The sequence below is a fragment of the Acinetobacter sp. SFD genome, assembly GCF_001647575.1.
Lineage (GTDB): Bacteria > Pseudomonadota > Gammaproteobacteria > Pseudomonadales > Moraxellaceae > Acinetobacter > Acinetobacter pecorum.
On the sequence record NZ_LSZJ01000001.1, the window covers coordinates 572,311 to 588,308 of the forward strand.

Here is a 15,998-nt window from a genome sequence, read left to right on the forward strand (position 1 = left end):
AAAATATAGATTTTAAAGCCCCTGTTTTCAGGGGCTTTTTACTTTGTCATGATTTGAAACAAGAAGGTACAAATAAAAACTGTTTCCTAGGGCGGAAAATTATAATAATGGATTGAAGACGGTTATTTTTTATTCATGTATATATGATGATCAATCTTCAGCCTCGTTCAACCTCAATTCTGCCTTTCGGGCTGTTATGTCATCCTCATTTGGTGCTACCTGTTCATCGCAGCTTTGTCAATATACGTGCCCTGCTGATCGAATATAAAACTATAAAAACAGGTTCAGCCTCCATCCTTTTGTATTTAGATGTTACTGAAGCAGATTTGGTCAGAGAGGCCGCATCATTGCATGCTCCCGTATATTCTCTCTGCATTTATGATCAGCTGAATCATCATGCCAAATATGCAGATCAGGAAAAAGATGGTGCTTTATACCAGCACCGTAATTTTCCTTTCATTTTGCATAGTTAGGCGGTTTAAGGAGTAGATCCATGACTACGATTCAATACCAAGAAAGTTTTTCACACGGTTATATTCCATCGGAAATTGTGGATGATCGTTCATTTGACCTGGCTCACTTTGCCGAAGCATGCGGACAAAGCCCGGAATGGGTCATGCAACTGATTGAATATGGAATATTGCCGGACCGTTCCAAAACCCAGCACAGTATCTTCCTGGGTGAAGATATCTCACGCGCACAACGCGCCTACCGTCTGCAACGCGATTTCGATGCTTCGTTTACTGCAGTTGCCATGATGCTGGATTTGATCGATGAAGTGCAAGAGTTACGCCGTGAGGTTAAACATTTGCAACTCAAGTAAATCCTCTAATGCTCTGTCTATCTGCATGCTTTTGCGGTAGCTCAGAGCTATCTATTTAATTTTAAAATGAGAGTATTAGAGTTACTATGAAAACCAAAGATTGTAATAAGAAAATCAAATATATGTTCCCCGAATATCGCGATTTAATTGTCCAGCTTCGGGAGGAAGATCCACACTTTGCCAAGTTATTTGAGGAGCATAGTGAACTGGACAAGCAAATCACTCAGCTGGAACTGGATCCAGTAAATCAGATCAATAGTGATATTGAACTGATTAAGCGTAAGAAGTTAAAAATAAAAGATGAAATATATAAAATACTGACGCAAACGGCTGAGGCAGGAAACTTGTCTTAAGTAGGAGCCAGGCAAGCCAAGCCAGGATCATTCTGCACATTGTGCGTAACGTTTGAATCCGCTTGGCTATGCTTAAAAATGTTATCTTTGTATATAAAAAAGATATCACTGTATTTATTTTAATTTGGTCAGTTTTTCGACTTTTTCTACGGTTTTTTTGACAGACTGCCTGATGGGCTTATAGTCCAGCAACCAGAGCAGGTTGATGTGTTGATCTTTATTTTGCTGTGCTAACAGATCAATCACGCTTTTCTCGCCCAAACCCACCAAGTGTCTGCGATAAAAATAATAGATTAATAATATGGTCGTAATACCCATGACGATTAGCATCATCCAAAATCCGGTGGGAGATTTCAAACCTGGAATAAACTCAAAATTCATCCCATAAATACCGGTTAACAGGCTCAAAGGTGCGAAGATGGCCGTGATAATGGCCAATATACGCATGTTTTCATTGGTTTGGTTGGCGATTGCAGAAAAATGTAAATCTATAGTAGCTTGGATCGAAGCACGCAGACGAACAATATGTTTCTGAATTCGTTCCACATGACTGATCAAATCATTGATACGGACTAGCAATATATCCAGTCGTTCAGACTTTTTCTTACCTTTCGCATGCGGGTAATTATCTATAATTTCATCCCTGAATTCTTGTAGAGTATCAATCTGCTCTTCACATAAATCTTCAACCTGCTGAAACGAGATGCTTTCTTGTAATAACTGATCCCATTTCTTAAATCGGCGACGCCCTTGCAACAATTCTTGCTGCCAGAATCCAACCCGTCGGGTCAGCGGTACACGCAAATCCAGATAACCATCCACCATGCTGTTTAGTAGGCGCAAGGACAAATCAAAAGGTGAAGCTGGAAGTTTACGTGACTTATTCTGTTCCCTGTTAGAATGAATAAAATTTAGCTCAATCCGGGAAATATAGTTTTGTAGGACTTTATTTCCTTGTTCACGTACCGTAACCAGAACTTGCGGCGTGATAATAAAACTGACAGGTGTGGTAGCCAGACCAAACATTTGTTCATGCTGTTCATCTGTCGTCCCTATCTCATCATCCGGAGTAATGAGCTTACGGAAAATCAGCAAGTTATAATCATCCATCGTATCAAATGAACAGGGATGCTCTAAATTTAAAATATCTTTTACATGAAATTCATTTAAAGACATATGAGCATGTTGATATATTTCTTTTTGCCAAGTTTCTACACGATTTACAACATCTATGCGGGTGCAATCAATCCAGATAAATTCAAGTTGAGTTTCAGCATCTGTAATGCGTTCTTTTTGTACAGAAAGATAATGATCTGAAAGATGCTGATAAAAATAATAAATTTTCATTAAAACTATTCTCTATTCACTATTTTAATTGCTCTATGACTGAATAGAAACTTAAGCCACTTTATCTATCAGCCTTAAAATTATGAGTCGGGCTGAAACCTTAAGCAATCACATAATGCTTTTATTTATAAGTCTTCATGACTAAGCAGCTTAAAATAAGGTACAAAAAAGCCCTGTACCTGCCAAAGCAATCACCTTGGCAAAGTACAGGGCTTTTACTGATCTTTTATTCACATGGACTCAGCCATGTGAATGTGCAATCAATTATGCTTGTTCGATGTCTTTCATAGTCAGTTTAATACGACCACGGTTATCAACATCCGCAACCTGTACTTTCACATCCTGACCTTCTTTTAAAACATCTGCCACATTCGCAATACGCTCGTTCGAGATTTGAGAAATGTGAAGTAAACCGTCCGTACCTGGAAGGATGTTTACAAACGCACCAAATTCTACGATACGAATGACTTTACCTGCATAGATGGTACCTGGCTCAACTTCAGCAGTAAGTGCCTGGATTTTTGCAATTGCCGCTTGCGCAGCCGCTTTAGTTTCACCAAATACACGAACTGTACCGTTATCTTCGATATCGATTGCCGCTTTGGTTTCTTCAGTAATCGCACGAATGGTCGCGCCGCCTTTACCGATCACATCACGGATTTTATCCGGATTGATGTTGATTACCTGGAATGTCGGTGCGTGCATCGAAATTTCAGGACGCGCACGTGAAATCACCTGGTTCATCTCATTCAGGATGTGCATACGACCCGCATAAGCTTGGTTCAATGCAGATTCCATGATCTCTTCAGTGATGCCTTCGATCTTGATGTCCATTTGTAGCGCAGTAATACCGTTTGCAGAACCAGCTACTTTAAAGTCCATATCGCCCAAGTGATCTTCATCACCCAAGATGTCAGAAAGCACTGCGAAACGCTCGCCTTCTTTCACAAGACCCATCGCGATACCCGCAACTGGTGCTTTCAGTGGAACACCTGCATCCATTAACGATAATGAAGCACCACATACAGACGCCATTGAAGACGAACCGTTTGACTCTGTGATGTCAGAAACGATACGGATCACGTACGGGAAGCGGTCAGCCGCAGGAAGTACAGCTTGAACACCACGACGTGCCAGACGACCGTGACCGATTTCACGACGCTTAGGACCAGATTCACGACCAGTTTCACCTACAGAGTATGCAGGGAAGTTGTAGTGCAACATGAAGTTGTCAGTTTTGGTACCTGCAAGGGTATCAACCATCAGTGCATCACGAGTATTACCCAAAGTTGTTGTTACCAACGCCTGAGTTTCACCACGTGTGAACAATGCAGAACCGTGTGCACGATCTAGAACACCCACTTGTACGTCAATTGCACGAACAGTTTTGGTATCACGACCATCAATACGTGGCTTACCAGACAGGATATTGTCACGTACGGTACGGTATTTAAGATCTTCGAATAATTCGTTAACTTCATCAGCAATGCCAGTTTCGTCATTTTCAGGAACGAATTGAGCCAATGCTTCTTCTTGAAGTGCATCAAGTGCTGCATAACGTTCATGCTTAACTGCAATGGTGTATGCTTCAGAAATTTTCGCTTCGAATGCTTCTTTCAATTTGCCAAGAAGTTCTTCATTTTTAACCGGAGCAACCCAAGTTGACTCAGTTGCACCCGCAGCGGCAGCAAATTCTTTGATCGCCTGGATCGCGATTTGCATTTCGTCATGACCAAATAATACAGCGCCCAGCATCTGGTCTTCTGAAAGCTCTTTCGCTTCAGATTCAACCATCAACACTGCAGATTCTGTACCGGCAACCACAAGATCAAGATCAGACTCTTTGAGTTGTTCAAGGTTCGGGTTCAGAATGTATTCGCCGTTGATCAAACCAACGCGTGCGCCACCGATTGGACCACGGAATGGTGTACCAGCGATAGACAATGCAGCAGATGTACCTAACATTGCAGCAATGTCAGCATCCATCGTTTTGTCAGAAGAAATAACGGTTGCGGTTACTTGAATTTCGTTGAAATAACCTTCCGGGAACAACGGACGGATTGGACGGTCAATCAGACGTGAAATTAAAGTCTCAGCTTCAGACTGACGGCCTTCACGCTTGCCATAACCACCCGGGATACGACCAGCAGCATATTGCTTTTCTTGATAGTTTACAGTCAATGGGAAGAAGTCTTGACCTGCTTTTGCTTTAGGCTGTGCAACAACTGCTACAAGCACCTGTACACCACCCATGGTGATTACAACACTGTTTGCCTGACGGGCCACACGACCTGTTTCTAAAGTTACAGTGTGCTGACCGAATTGAAATTCTTTACGAACAATATTAAACATCGACATGTTTTATTTTTTCCTAATTTTATTCTAGTGGAGACCCCTAAGGTTTGGCATTCACGACCAACTGGACGAATAAATGACAAAGCTTAGAAGCCGACCTCACCAGATTAAATACTATTTTTAAACACAAAGAAGGAGCGAAATATTCGCCCCTTCCACAGACCTAGCCATAAGCCAAGCCAACTTTAGTTTTCAGCAATACAGCACAAAGCATGCAATAAACCCGAAAATAAAGTTTAAATCGAATTAACGACGTAAACCTAAAGCACCGATCAAAGCTACATAACGACCGTGGTCTTTACCATTTAGGTAGTCAAGAAGCTTACGACGTTGGTTAACCATACGGATCAAACCGCGACGGCTATGGTGGTCGTGTTTGTGCTCTTTAAAGTGACCTTGTAAGTCATTGATTTGAGCAGTTAAAAGAGCTACTTGAACTTCTGGTGAACCAGTGTCGTTTTCAGCGCGAGCAAATTTAGCAATGATCTCTGCGCGATCTGCGTTAGTTAAAGCCATTCGATTTCTCCGAGATGCTTATATATTTTGATAAAAATCAAAGTAATGAGAATTCAAAACCTTGACTGCCGTGCATCACTACAGCAAGTTGCATATTTTAAGGGAAAATGCGTCAAATTGCAAAAAGAGATCCATACTTTCGCATAGTTTTGGTCGCTCATTTTCTGGGTGCTGATCCGTTAAGCTCCGGTTCATGAAGTATTTATATACTGCAGTATGATTAAGGGAAAAATGATGAAATGAATGTGACTGAAATTTTTCTGTAAAGCTCAAGCGTGATGTAATTTACCCGCATCGTCAGCCTGCTCCGAAAAAATGAATAAAAAAAAGCCCGAGTAAACTCGGGCTTTTTGGCGCTGTAGTTCTTTCTCTTATCATTATTATTTATTGTATTGTTATATAGCGTTTTACGCTTATTATTATTTTCAAACATCCTGTTGAAAATTCATCTTCCGTGTATGGTAGATTTTGCCACACTCTCTCCAGACACATAGAGGTATTTAGCGCATCTCGGTGTAAGCCATTGCGTACAATTTCTCGCCTGAAAGTTGCACAATGTTACATTAATCTCGTTTTATTTAACTTTAGTTACCTAAATCTACTCAATAAATTATATAAATTAGGTTAAGGAATTAAGATAATAATCTAACAACTTAGAAGTTAAAAAATAACAGGATATAAAAAAGCCTTGTAGTCTCTCCCAAAACTACAAGGCTTAGCGGCTGTAAGTTTCCTCTTTTACTTACTTCACTGTAAGTTCGCTGTCTACCGACATTATTATTATCATTATGCGATTATGCTCAACTTTCCATGTTGAGTTATTTTGTAGGACCAATCTTCTCAAATACTGAGTAAAAGCTCTATGCGTCAATTTCCTGAATCCTTGTAAGCTTTTACCTACACGATTTGATTATTTTTTGCCAACCAAATTACTAGATTGTTCAATAATTTTCTGACTCAAACCACTTTTTCTTATGCTTCTAACACATAGTGCTTGTGTAAAAGCGTCATAATCCACCAATAAACTGACCACCTTTTTAGCTCGAGTAATTGCGGTATAAATCAACTCTTTGCTCAATAAGTTTTTTGCATATTGATCCAGTACCACTGCGGTATGGGCAAACTCTGAACCTTGAGATTTGTGAATGGTCAGCGCAAAAGCAGTTTCAATGCTTTTAGGTAAACGGGTGGCTAATACCCATTTTTCCAGACTCGGAAAATACACTTCAAACTGACGCTGACCAGACTGTTCACGTAAAAAACAGATGCCAATATCACCATTGGACAGCCCCAACTGATAGTCGTTATACCCCATCATCACGGGTCGTCCGACATACCAGTCGCCCTGTTTCAACTGACCTTGGGCTGCCAGAAAACGTTGCTCAATCTGCAAATTGATCTTGAGCAGACCCAGATCACCAGAACGGATTGCAGTTAAAATCCGGTAATGATCAAAAGTTTTGACTACCTGTTGTACATACTGCTCAAAATCAGCTGAGTTTTCTTCTGTTTTTATGGCCTGTACATAAGCCTGATAACCATACATAAGCTGGTCATAATACTGATTCAAGTTATGCGCGGTCTGTTCGGCGCCAGCGAGCAGGTATTGCAACTGCAACTGGTCGATCTCAACCTGATCCAAATCGATCGCCTGTAACTCACTAGCTGCCACAATCTGCTGCTCAAATTTCCGTAGTACTGCTGAAGGCTCATGACTCTGCTGGATAAACTCTGCCATTGCCCCAATCCTGGCTCCAGCCGCAAAACGTCGCGTGGTGATTAAATTGACCCGGTTATCCTCCAGAGTCGTCACTTGCTGTAAATCTGCCAGTACCGTTCCGACATCCACAGAGGCCAGCTGGTCTGCATCACCGAGTAAAATCAGCCGTGCATGAGACGGTACGGCGGCCAGCAACATCTGGGACAGATTCAAATCCAGCATTGAGGCTTCATCGACCACGATCACATCATAGGGCAAAGGCTGTTTGGCATGAAAGCGTGGCTGTCCGCGAGTACCCAGACCTAGTAAGCGATGCAGGGTCACTGGTTGTAACTGTTTTAATGCTTCTAGCTCAAACTGTTGTAACGCTTCACTGTGCAAGGCTTTTTGCAGTGCTTCTTTCATTCGCTGCGCGGCCTTTCCGGTAGGTGCTGCCATAGCGATCCGTATATGCGGCAAGGCTTCATACAGCACAGCAATAATATGCGCCAAGGTATAGGTTTTACCTGTTCCAGGCCCACCGGTAATAATATTCAGCGCCTGCTGCGCAACCATTTCCAGTGCCAGTTTCTGCTGTGGATCTGAGAGAAGATTGCGATTATGCTCGCTTAAATTCACCGGAGTCACCGTTTGTGACTTGATCCGTACCAACTGTGTAGCCACTGCCTGTTCCAGTTGCCAGTAGCGGTACAGATATAAATGCTGATCTGCACAAATAAATGGTGCAATTCCTGCACTCTGCTGATGGCGGTCTAGAACCAGATTATGCAGTAAGGCAACCTGCTGAGGATTAACTTCGATACAGCTATCTCCCGCCTGCATCGCTTCCAGCAGTTGCTCGATCAATAATTTTGCTGCCGGATCAAATGCAGCTGTACTGAATGGAGGCTGACACAGATAGTCAATCCAGGCCATTAAATCGGAATGTTGCTGTGACACGTGATTCTGCTCATTTTCCACACAGTTATCCTCAAAGTTATCCACAGGATAATTTCATGTTTAATCTATACATATTTTATAAAATCGCAAAATCATGCTGATTTTTTCTGCTCACAATAGCCCAATATTTGATCCAGTCTTTCTATGAATTCAGAGTCCGGTTGCCAATGATAGGCTCCTTGCTGCGCCTGTCCATTCATCCCGCGCAAATACAGATAGGTTGCGCCGCCCAAGTGCTGCTGAATCGAATAAGTCTGCATATTGGCACTCAAGTACCGATGCAGCGCCACCAAATACAAAGCAGCCTGCAACCAGTAACTGGACTGGCTCATATTCTGCTGAATCGCCTCAGCACTATAGTGCTGCTGATCCGGCCCGAGGAAGTTACTTTTATAATCGGCAATATGGTAGCGCTGACCATCGAAATACACCAGATCGATGGAACCGGTCAGATATCGCGCCGATTTGGCCTCATTAAAATCGCTCATGACCATGTCATGTTCGAGAAAAAGCTGATGGATTTGCCGAATCTGCAAAGGGGCATCGGTCAAGGACAGATAAAAAGGAAATTCTGACAGATACTGTTTAGCCTCCAGCTGTGCCAAGGCAAAATCTGTCTGGATCGGAGTGGCCAGAATGTCATGTACCCAGTCATGCATCAGATTCAGCAAAATATCTTCTGTGATCTCGTCCAGCAATCCCTCAAAAGCAGTCTGGAAAATACTGTCCACATTCAGCGATTCAGTGCTTGCAGAGCGTGTGAGCTGGGCCACTTCCTGTTCAAAAAACTGGATAAAGGAGTCATCCTCCAGCCCATCAAAATACACCCTAAACTGACCTAAAAATTCCAGCAGAGCTGAACGCTTGAGCTGTTGTGCCGAGTGAAACAGCTGCTGCCATTGCTGGCGATAAGCTTCACTTTGATCATGCAGGCGAATTCCGGTCAATAACTTATAGTTCAGGCTGGACAATACGCGCTGCATACTATGACGCAATTCCTCGGCTTTGAAATCTGCCTGAGCTGTGGCCTGAAACAGGGTTCGCAGATTCACCACAGCGGCCTGATAATGAGGGAAAAAGGCCTGTTCCAGTACACTACGTATATGAAAAGCCTGTTCAAATTTTTCTTTCAGTTCCTGCCAGATTTGCGGTGCGGTATTTTTAAAACGGCGCCGGATTTCCAGATTCCAGTAACTGCTGTCCTGAAAATCAATATGTTCAAAAATGCTGTGCAAGAAAGTTCCGGCTACGGTGCCTTTAGGAAAATTCAGCCTAATCCAGTTTAAGGGTACGGCTGCTGGCTGTTCTTCCAGACCAGTAAAATGAATTTCATCGGCAGCACTATCGAGCTGTTCAGAAGCCATGACCAGGTCATCCTGCAAGATATGTCCATGTAGCTGATGCTGTGACAAGGCAGTAAAACTGGTTTTGGTTCGCGGATAAAACTGCCGCTCTGGCAAAGGTTGCGCCCGCATGTCAATCTGATGATGGTTCGACTGCTCCACCAGACGCGGTGGTTCCTGAGACAGGGACGGCTCGACCAGACTTAAAGCATGTTGAAACAGTTGATCTCCCTGACCACGCCAGAAGGCCAGCCCGGAATCGGACTGTGCGTTCTGGTCCTGCAGCATGGCATATACCCGGTGACTGGCACGGGTCAGCGCCACATACCAAAGCCGGTGGTTTTCGGCAGCATTACGCGCTGCATTCTGCAGAATCGCCTGCTCATGTAAATTCTTGTGATTGACTGCAATCACCCGGGATTGTTCCAGAATGTTGTCCTGTTCAGGCGCAGACAGGGAAAAATTCAGGTTGCCTTTATTCACATCAAAAGCAGCATCTGCTCCCAATAAAAACACCACTTTAAATTCCAGCCCTTTGGAGGCATGAATGGTCATCAGCTGCACCCCATGATCCCCAGACAGCTTGCGTTCTTTTTCGCTGTCCTTGCCTGAAGGTGACTGAAGCTGGCGCAAATACCAGTGATAGAGTTTTTGCGCCCCCTGATAATATTCACTCTGCTGGCTCAGCATCTCGGTCAGATGGCGCAGATTAACCACTACCCGCTCATTGTCCAAACTTTGACTGGCCACCAGATTGGTCCAGACCTGAAACAGGTTCAGTGCATAATTCCATGCGGTCAAAAAGCCTTTCTCAAACCACATTTCCCGAATGATATCCAGATCCGCAATATAGCGACTGAGGCCTTCACTCTGCTCCTGTAATTCGATCAGTTTTTTCAGATTGAAGCCCAGCAGACGGGTCAGTAAAGCCCGCTTGACCTTGGCCTCATTGAAAGGATCCATGATTGCCGTCAATACTGCTGCGACATCCTGAGCGATTGGACTGGCAAACACGCTCTGTTTGGATTCTTTATAGCAGGGAATGCCCATACGCTGCAGACGCTGCTTCACCTGTTCCAGAGCAAAATGTCCAAACCCCAGTACGGCAATATCATCTGCGCTCAGGCTTTGCTGATGCTCTTGCTGCTGAAAGTACAGTTGTTGCTGGGCAGACTGATTCAGCAATGCACGGATTTTCCAGGCCACCTGATCTGCTTCCAGGTCCGATTCACCTAGCTGAATCCATCGTAAGGGCTGCGGGTTAGTGATTCCTGTATCGACCAGATCTGGATGTGGGCGACTACCCGCCTGAATCAGGGTGTACTGCACCTGTTCGCCAAAATCCATTTGCCGCTGGAACAGCGCATCAACCACTTCTACGAGCGGTTTGACTGAACGATGGTTCTGCATCAAGGTATATTCACGACCCTGCTTGTGGCGTACGTCAGCGTGTGCCTTGTTATAAGTCAGCATGTCGCCGCCGCGGAAACCGTAAATTGCCTGTTTCGGATCACCAACCATAATCATGCAACCGGACTGCACCCGGTTGACATCACGCCAGATCTTGGCCAGCAGATCATCCTGATCCTGATTGGTGTCCTGAAATTCATCAACCAGAATCAGCGGATAACGTGCCTGCACAAACTGGGCAAAACGCTGTCCCTGCTGGCCTTGCAATGCTTCTGCCAATGTACGGATTTGCTGGGAAAAAGTGGTTTCACCCTGCTGCTGCAAGGTTTGTGGCAAACGGGTCTGCACACTTTGAATAATATGAAATTCCAGATAGGTCGTAAGCTGTTGCAGCTGCTCATCCAGATACTGTTTAACCTCACACAGCGCATCAATTGCCACGATCAGACGATGTTGCAAAATCAGCTGCTGCTCTGCATCCGGACAGCTTTTGTTAAAGACCTGAGTGGTCGGCTGGAAACCGGTTTTCTTGCGGCGCAAATGGCACAGATTCAGTAAAATCGGCTGCAATTCAGCATCAAAGAAACTCATGCCACCCTGATTTTCCAGGGCTGCGCTCCAGGTCATAAAGTTTTCACAAATTTCGGTTAACTTGGTCAAAAAACTCTTGTGAAAATACTTCGGACTTTCCTGACAATAACGCCGCATAAGGGCAAGATCATGCTCCTGAATACTCACTAATTGGCTAATGCAGGCTTCCAATTTGTTCAGGTCACATTCAGCCGGTTCGATCTTGCGGAAATGCTGCTTGCTGAAATTCAGGGCATCACGCACCAGCCCGGTATAATGCTCCACCGGTTTCAGCAGATTCTGAACATAGAGATAATTGACCATATATTGTGGCTGCTGCTGGATCCAGTCACGCAGCACATCATGAATCAACTGCTGGATATACAGATCCTGATCTTCGGTGAGTTCTGCACGTTCAATCTTGCCACTTTCAAAGGCAAATTCACGTAACAGTTTCTGACTAAAGCTGTCCAGGGTACCGACAAACAGTTCATCCAGTTGGTTCAGCACCAGACGTAAACGGCGACGGGCATAATCCAGCCGTGAACCATAATCTTTCAGTACCTGCTGAAATAAAGGATCGGTTTCATTCTGGATTTTTGCTGTAATTTCAACTGAATTCAGCTGCTGATGACGCTGAATATAAGCCAGCGTTTCCTCGACGCGAAGTCGTACCCGGTTTTTCAGTTCAGCCGTGGCTTTACGGGTAAATGTAGTCGCAATCACCTGATGCGGATAATACTGGTCCATAAAAATCCGCACCATCAGGCTGGAGAGCGTATAGGTCTTGCCGGTTCCTGCCGATGCTTCAATCCAGTGCAGGCCACGGAATTTCATGTCTTGAATCGGATTGGTGGAAATGGCTGTTTGCATCTGCTGCTTTAATAAAGTCATACGGCTATTTCACCCACTCCAGATGTTGATGAATCGGCGCATACAGGCCATGGGCAAAATCATGGCAGCAATTTTGCAAGGCCAGATCCGGATCCTGATCCTGCAAAATAAATTGCCAGTCCTGATGCAGCAGACTGGATTCATCCGAAGCCAAAGGCTTGGCACTCTCATAGCTGTTGTTCCAGGCCTTTAGCAATTCCGGCATTTCCACAATGGTCATCTTGCCCTGTTCATTCTCGGCCCACTGCCACTCTTTTTTCATCAGTAATTCTGCCGGCAAGACCAGCGGCTGCTGTTGACCAATTTCCCAGGCCTTTAACCAGAGCTGCAAATACTCATGTGCCTTGCTCGAACTCAAGCCAGAAAACTTCAGGGTTTTATTACTGAAAATGACAATGCGCTCCAGTTCTGGTGAGCGTGCATCGTCATTTAAGTAAGCCAGCCACAACAGATACTCCAGCCAGATCTGGGCACGGCGTTTTTCCGAGGCTGAAGAGGATTGCATACTCAGCCAGTAGCTGCTGTGTGGAACCTGAGGCACGTTAATATGAATGATCAGTTCAGGACTGAACTGCAGGGATTGCTGGGTAACTGGCGTCAGTTCTTTACCCAACTGCAGCAAACGTTCTTGCAATAACTGCTGTTCCTGCTGGCTGCCCAGCCAGGTGGCTTGCTGGGTTTTGCCCACCGGCAAACGGTCCAGCATCAGGTTCGGCTCAATCTCCTGCTCTTGTTGCAACAGGAAATCCCGTACCTGATACTGTTCTAGCTTGTTCAATAATAAGGGTTCCCGGGAACTCGGCAAATCGGCAAATCGAATTGTGGAAACCCCGACACTTTTCAGGAATAGACGTGCCGGGAAAATCATATCGCGGATCCATTCATCACCTTTGAGTACCCGGATTTCTTTTTGTTCTAGTGCCGGATAATGTGCATTAATCCAACTGCTGCGTTTGCCTTCGGCACTACGGATATACTCTGCTACCGCAAACCACTGATCCTGATAACGTGGTGTCTGCATATCTGTAAATCCGGCCGGATCAAAAGGCTGCAAGGGATGTACATGATAAAGCTGTTGGATATGTTGAGCCACGGACAGACCATGCATATCCACCATCGGATCGACTTCGGCATCCGGCTGTTCAGACTGGCAGATCAGCGCGAGATGCTGAACCAGTTCCTGCAAGGCAGTGGATGGATCGCGAGCTTCACCATCCTCCAGATCAAAGCCATTATAGAACAGCCATAGATTTTCCTGTGCCAGCAGCAAGGCATCCAGAAAGGCGCCCTGCTCGTCATCCAGACGGGAACGGTCACCGAGTTGCGGCTTCAGGCTGCGCATCAGGTCAAACGGAACCTGTTGATTACGGCTCGGAAATTTACCGCTATCCAGATTCAGCATCACTACCAGTTTATAAGGCAATGGCCGGATCTGACCAATCTGGCTAAAAGTAATCTGTCCGGTCGGTTCGGCCTGATCCAGCTGCATCTCCAGGGTATTCTGAATTTCTTCCAGCACATAAGGCAGAGGCAGACTGAGTGCCACCAGTTCCTGACTGGCATGCGGATCATCCTGGTCATGATAATCGGCCAAGGTCAGCATCCGCATTTGCTTGTCGATAATCTCGGCAACGGTTTTGAGCGATTCCACGCCAGCATCACGGAACTCGTTCAGATCGGCGCGCAGATATTCCAGCCAGGTTTTGACTGGCGTGCGCTGTCCGGTTTCATGCAAAGTCAGCCAGTCACGGCGCTCTACCAGATCCTGATAAATCCGGATCAGGGTGGATATCAAGGGAAAATCACTGGTCAGAACCTTGGCATAACTCAAGGTGTCCTGAAACAGGGTATGTTCAGGAATCGCCAGACCCAACGCCAGACGGTCCAGCGCGAATTTAAAGCTAAACCGGTAATCCTCATCGCCTGCGCTCAGACTTTGCTGTAAATGCTGCTGGTCCAATCCACGCTTGAAGCCAGCATCTGTCAGCAATTGTAACATCCGCTCTACCTGACTATAGTCCAGACCATAATACTGCTGGGTCGCATTCAGGCTGAGCCAGTCGGCAAAGTCCTCAATACTGAAACGGCGCCGTACCCACTGAATCCGGCCCAGTACCGCGCGCCAGGCATTGCTGACATCCAGACGCGACACCCCGGCAATCTGGATCGGTAAATATAGGTTATCTTTTTGCAGGCGTTTGCTGCCGGTTTCGCGCTCACGCGGTGGTGGCGCAAAGACACTGCGAATTGCCGGTTCCAGTTCTTTCAGACTTGGCGTCAGCACCAGAATATCACTCGGCTGACGCGGCGCGTCATGAGTCTCTTGAGCCAGCCAGTGAATCAGCTGTTCTTTGAGGACTTCCAGCTGACGTAATGAAGAATGACAGACATGAATCTGTACCGACTCATCATTAGGGCTTAAAGCATATTGATGCTGTTCAGGCTCGAGTAAATACAGAATATCTGACTGGATTTTGGCCAGCAGTTTATTCTGATATTCATCGACAAAGACATCAGCCCAGAGACCCTCTTCCCCCGAAGACAGTTTAGAGAGTAGAGAAAAATGATCACGTGCCTGCTTGCCGAATCGGGTCAGAAGCGGATGCCGCGATTCCCGGTCTTCGGCATTAAAATTCAGTTGCTTGATCCTGAAGTCTTTTATTTCCGCATCATTTGGTTTACGTTGACGGGTTTTTTCAAAACGCTGAATAAAGCGCTCTTCGCGCTGCAAATCAAATCTGGCTTTCCAGTCAGGATCGACACTGTCCGCCCAGTATTCCTGCGAGGGGTTGAAGTGAAAAATATAGATATCAATGTATTGCCCCAGACGACGTAAAAAATCCAGCTGGCTCGGTGGTAGTTCCAGCAGGCTAAATACCACAATCTGGGCCGGCAGGCGTTTTAGAGCCTGGGCGCGGGTTTCTGCATTCTCCAGCCGCTCCCAATACAGGCGTTCAATCTCCAGGATTTTGGCATAATCATCTTGAAATACATGCTGCCACAACCAGCGTTGCCAAGCTTCCAGTTCACGTGCCTGAATCTTGACAAAATCCGCCACCTGCATCTCATGACCATTTTCATCTTTGGGGCTATAGAGCATCTGTTCGATATCAAGCGCAATATCCTGCCCCCAGGCCTCGAGCCAGTTGGTCGGGCAGCTACAGTGTTTTGGAGGACAGTTACGCGCGCAATAACCGCGATAATCCATATAATGGCTGAACAAACGCGATACCTGCTCGGCTACCCAGTACAGCATGCTCTGTTTTTTCAGCTGCTTCTCTGTACCCTGCTCCAGCCGATCAGCACTGTCATAAATCCGTTTGATAATAGAATACAGCGGATGATCCATGTCTAAGGAAATCTGTTCGGGCAGAATATATTTACGTAGCGCCTGAAATACCCGCCATTTGATGATAATGCGCGGAATATTGGCTTCGCGCACCTGTTCCACCTCTTTGGGTGCATTCAATACCCACTGATAGGAAGCCCATTGAAAGGCGCGAATCCGGTGATGAAACTGGGTATTGGCACTAATGCCTTTTTTCTCGGCAATTTTCTGGGTCAGCCAGCTTTCTACTGCCGGAGACGGCACAATAAAGTGCCGGGTCTGTAACACTTCAAACGGATTTCGGGCAGTCTGGTTGACAATATGCAGCATACTATCCAAAAGTACATCAATACGTTGACTCTGAATAACATGGATGGCCATTGGTTCCCCTGAACTGCTG

General features: G+C 45.4%; 9 protein-coding genes. 3 read left to right on the top strand and 6 right to left on the bottom strand.

The features are described 5' to 3' along the window. Positions 1–146 precede the first annotated feature (146 nt). The 3 genes from AY605_RS02770 to AY605_RS02780 all read left to right on the top strand — a co-directional run bounded on the left by AY605_RS02770 (position 147) and on the right by AY605_RS02780 (position 1,176). The gene (locus AY605_RS02770) at positions 147–473 is read left to right on the top strand and encodes a hypothetical protein (protein ID WP_212839202.1); all 327 of its coding nucleotides are present in this window, start codon (positions 147–149) and stop codon (positions 471–473) included. A 20-nt stretch (positions 474–493) separates the two neighbouring features. Continuing rightward, complete coding sequence (locus tag AY605_RS02775; protein ID WP_064094939.1) at positions 494–823, top strand: chaperone modulator CbpM; 330 nt, start codon at positions 494–496, stop codon at positions 821–823. 86 nt (positions 824–909) lie between these two features. Beyond that, the gene (locus AY605_RS02780; protein ID WP_064094940.1) at positions 910–1,176 is read left to right on the top strand and encodes a YdcH family protein; all 267 of its coding nucleotides are present in this window, start codon (positions 910–912) and stop codon (positions 1,174–1,176) included. Positions 1,177–1,290: 114 nt separating this feature from the next. On the opposite strand, the gene AY605_RS02785 is transcribed toward AY605_RS02780, so the two are convergent. The 6 genes from AY605_RS02785 to AY605_RS02810 form a co-directional block, all read right to left on the bottom strand. Beyond that, positions 1,291–2,523, bottom strand: coding sequence for a magnesium transporter CorA family protein (locus tag AY605_RS02785; protein ID WP_064094941.1), 1,233 nt, complete (start codon positions 2,521–2,523; stop codon positions 1,291–1,293). Between the two features lie 264 nt (positions 2,524–2,787). Next, complete coding sequence (gene pnp, locus AY605_RS02790) at positions 2,788–4,875, bottom strand: polyribonucleotide nucleotidyltransferase (protein WP_171254907.1); 2,088 nt, start codon at positions 4,873–4,875, stop codon at positions 2,788–2,790. 249 nt (positions 4,876–5,124) lie between these two features. Next, positions 5,125–5,394 (bottom strand): 30S ribosomal protein S15, encoded by a 270-nt coding sequence (gene rpsO, locus AY605_RS02795; protein WP_004637724.1) that lies wholly within the window; start codon positions 5,392–5,394, stop codon positions 5,125–5,127. Between the two features lie 910 nt (positions 5,395–6,304). After that, on the bottom strand, positions 6,305–8,029 hold the full coding sequence (gene recD / locus AY605_RS02800; RefSeq protein ID WP_416202337.1) for an exodeoxyribonuclease V subunit alpha: 1,725 nt from the start codon (positions 8,027–8,029) through the stop codon (positions 6,305–6,307). Between the two features lie 116 nt (positions 8,030–8,145). Continuing rightward, a complete protein-coding gene (locus tag AY605_RS02805; RefSeq protein WP_064094944.1) occupies positions 8,146–12,270 on the bottom strand; it encodes a UvrD-helicase domain-containing protein in 4,125 nt (1,374 codons plus the stop codon). Between the two features lie 4 nt (positions 12,271–12,274). Then, positions 12,275–15,979, bottom strand: a complete 3,705-nt coding sequence (locus tag AY605_RS02810) for an exodeoxyribonuclease V subunit gamma (RefSeq protein WP_064094945.1) — start codon at positions 15,977–15,979, stop codon at positions 12,275–12,277. Between the last annotated feature and the right edge of the window lie 19 nt (positions 15,980–15,998).

Bases quoted from the DNA above. Each gene is read 5' to 3' on its own strand.
- rpsO (WP_004637724.1), bottom strand. From the start codon at position 5,394: ATGGCTTTAACTAACGCAGATCGCGCAGAGATCATTGCTAAATTTGCT.
- AY605_RS02805 (WP_064094944.1), bottom strand. From the start codon at position 12,270: ATGACTTTATTAAAGCAGCAGATGCAAACAGCCATTTCCACCAATCCG.
- AY605_RS02810 (WP_064094945.1), bottom strand. From the start codon at position 15,979: ATGGCCATCCATGTTATTCAGAGTCAACGTATTGATGTACTTTTGGAT.
- AY605_RS02785 (WP_064094941.1), bottom strand. From the start codon at position 2,523: ATGAAAATTTATTATTTTTATCAGCATCTTTCAGATCATTATCTTTCT.
- pnp (WP_171254907.1), bottom strand. From the start codon at position 4,875: ATGTTTAATATTGTTCGTAAAGAATTTCAATTCGGTCAGCACACTGTA.
- AY605_RS02780 (WP_064094940.1), top strand. From the start codon at position 910: ATGAAAACCAAAGATTGTAATAAGAAAATCAAATATATGTTCCCCGAA.
- recD (WP_416202337.1), bottom strand. From the start codon at position 8,029: ATGGCCTGGATTGACTATCTGTGTCAGCCTCCATTCAGTACAGCTGCA.
- AY605_RS02770 (WP_212839202.1), top strand. From the start codon at position 147: ATGATCAATCTTCAGCCTCGTTCAACCTCAATTCTGCCTTTCGGGCTG.
- AY605_RS02775 (WP_064094939.1), top strand. From the start codon at position 494: ATGACTACGATTCAATACCAAGAAAGTTTTTCACACGGTTATATTCCA.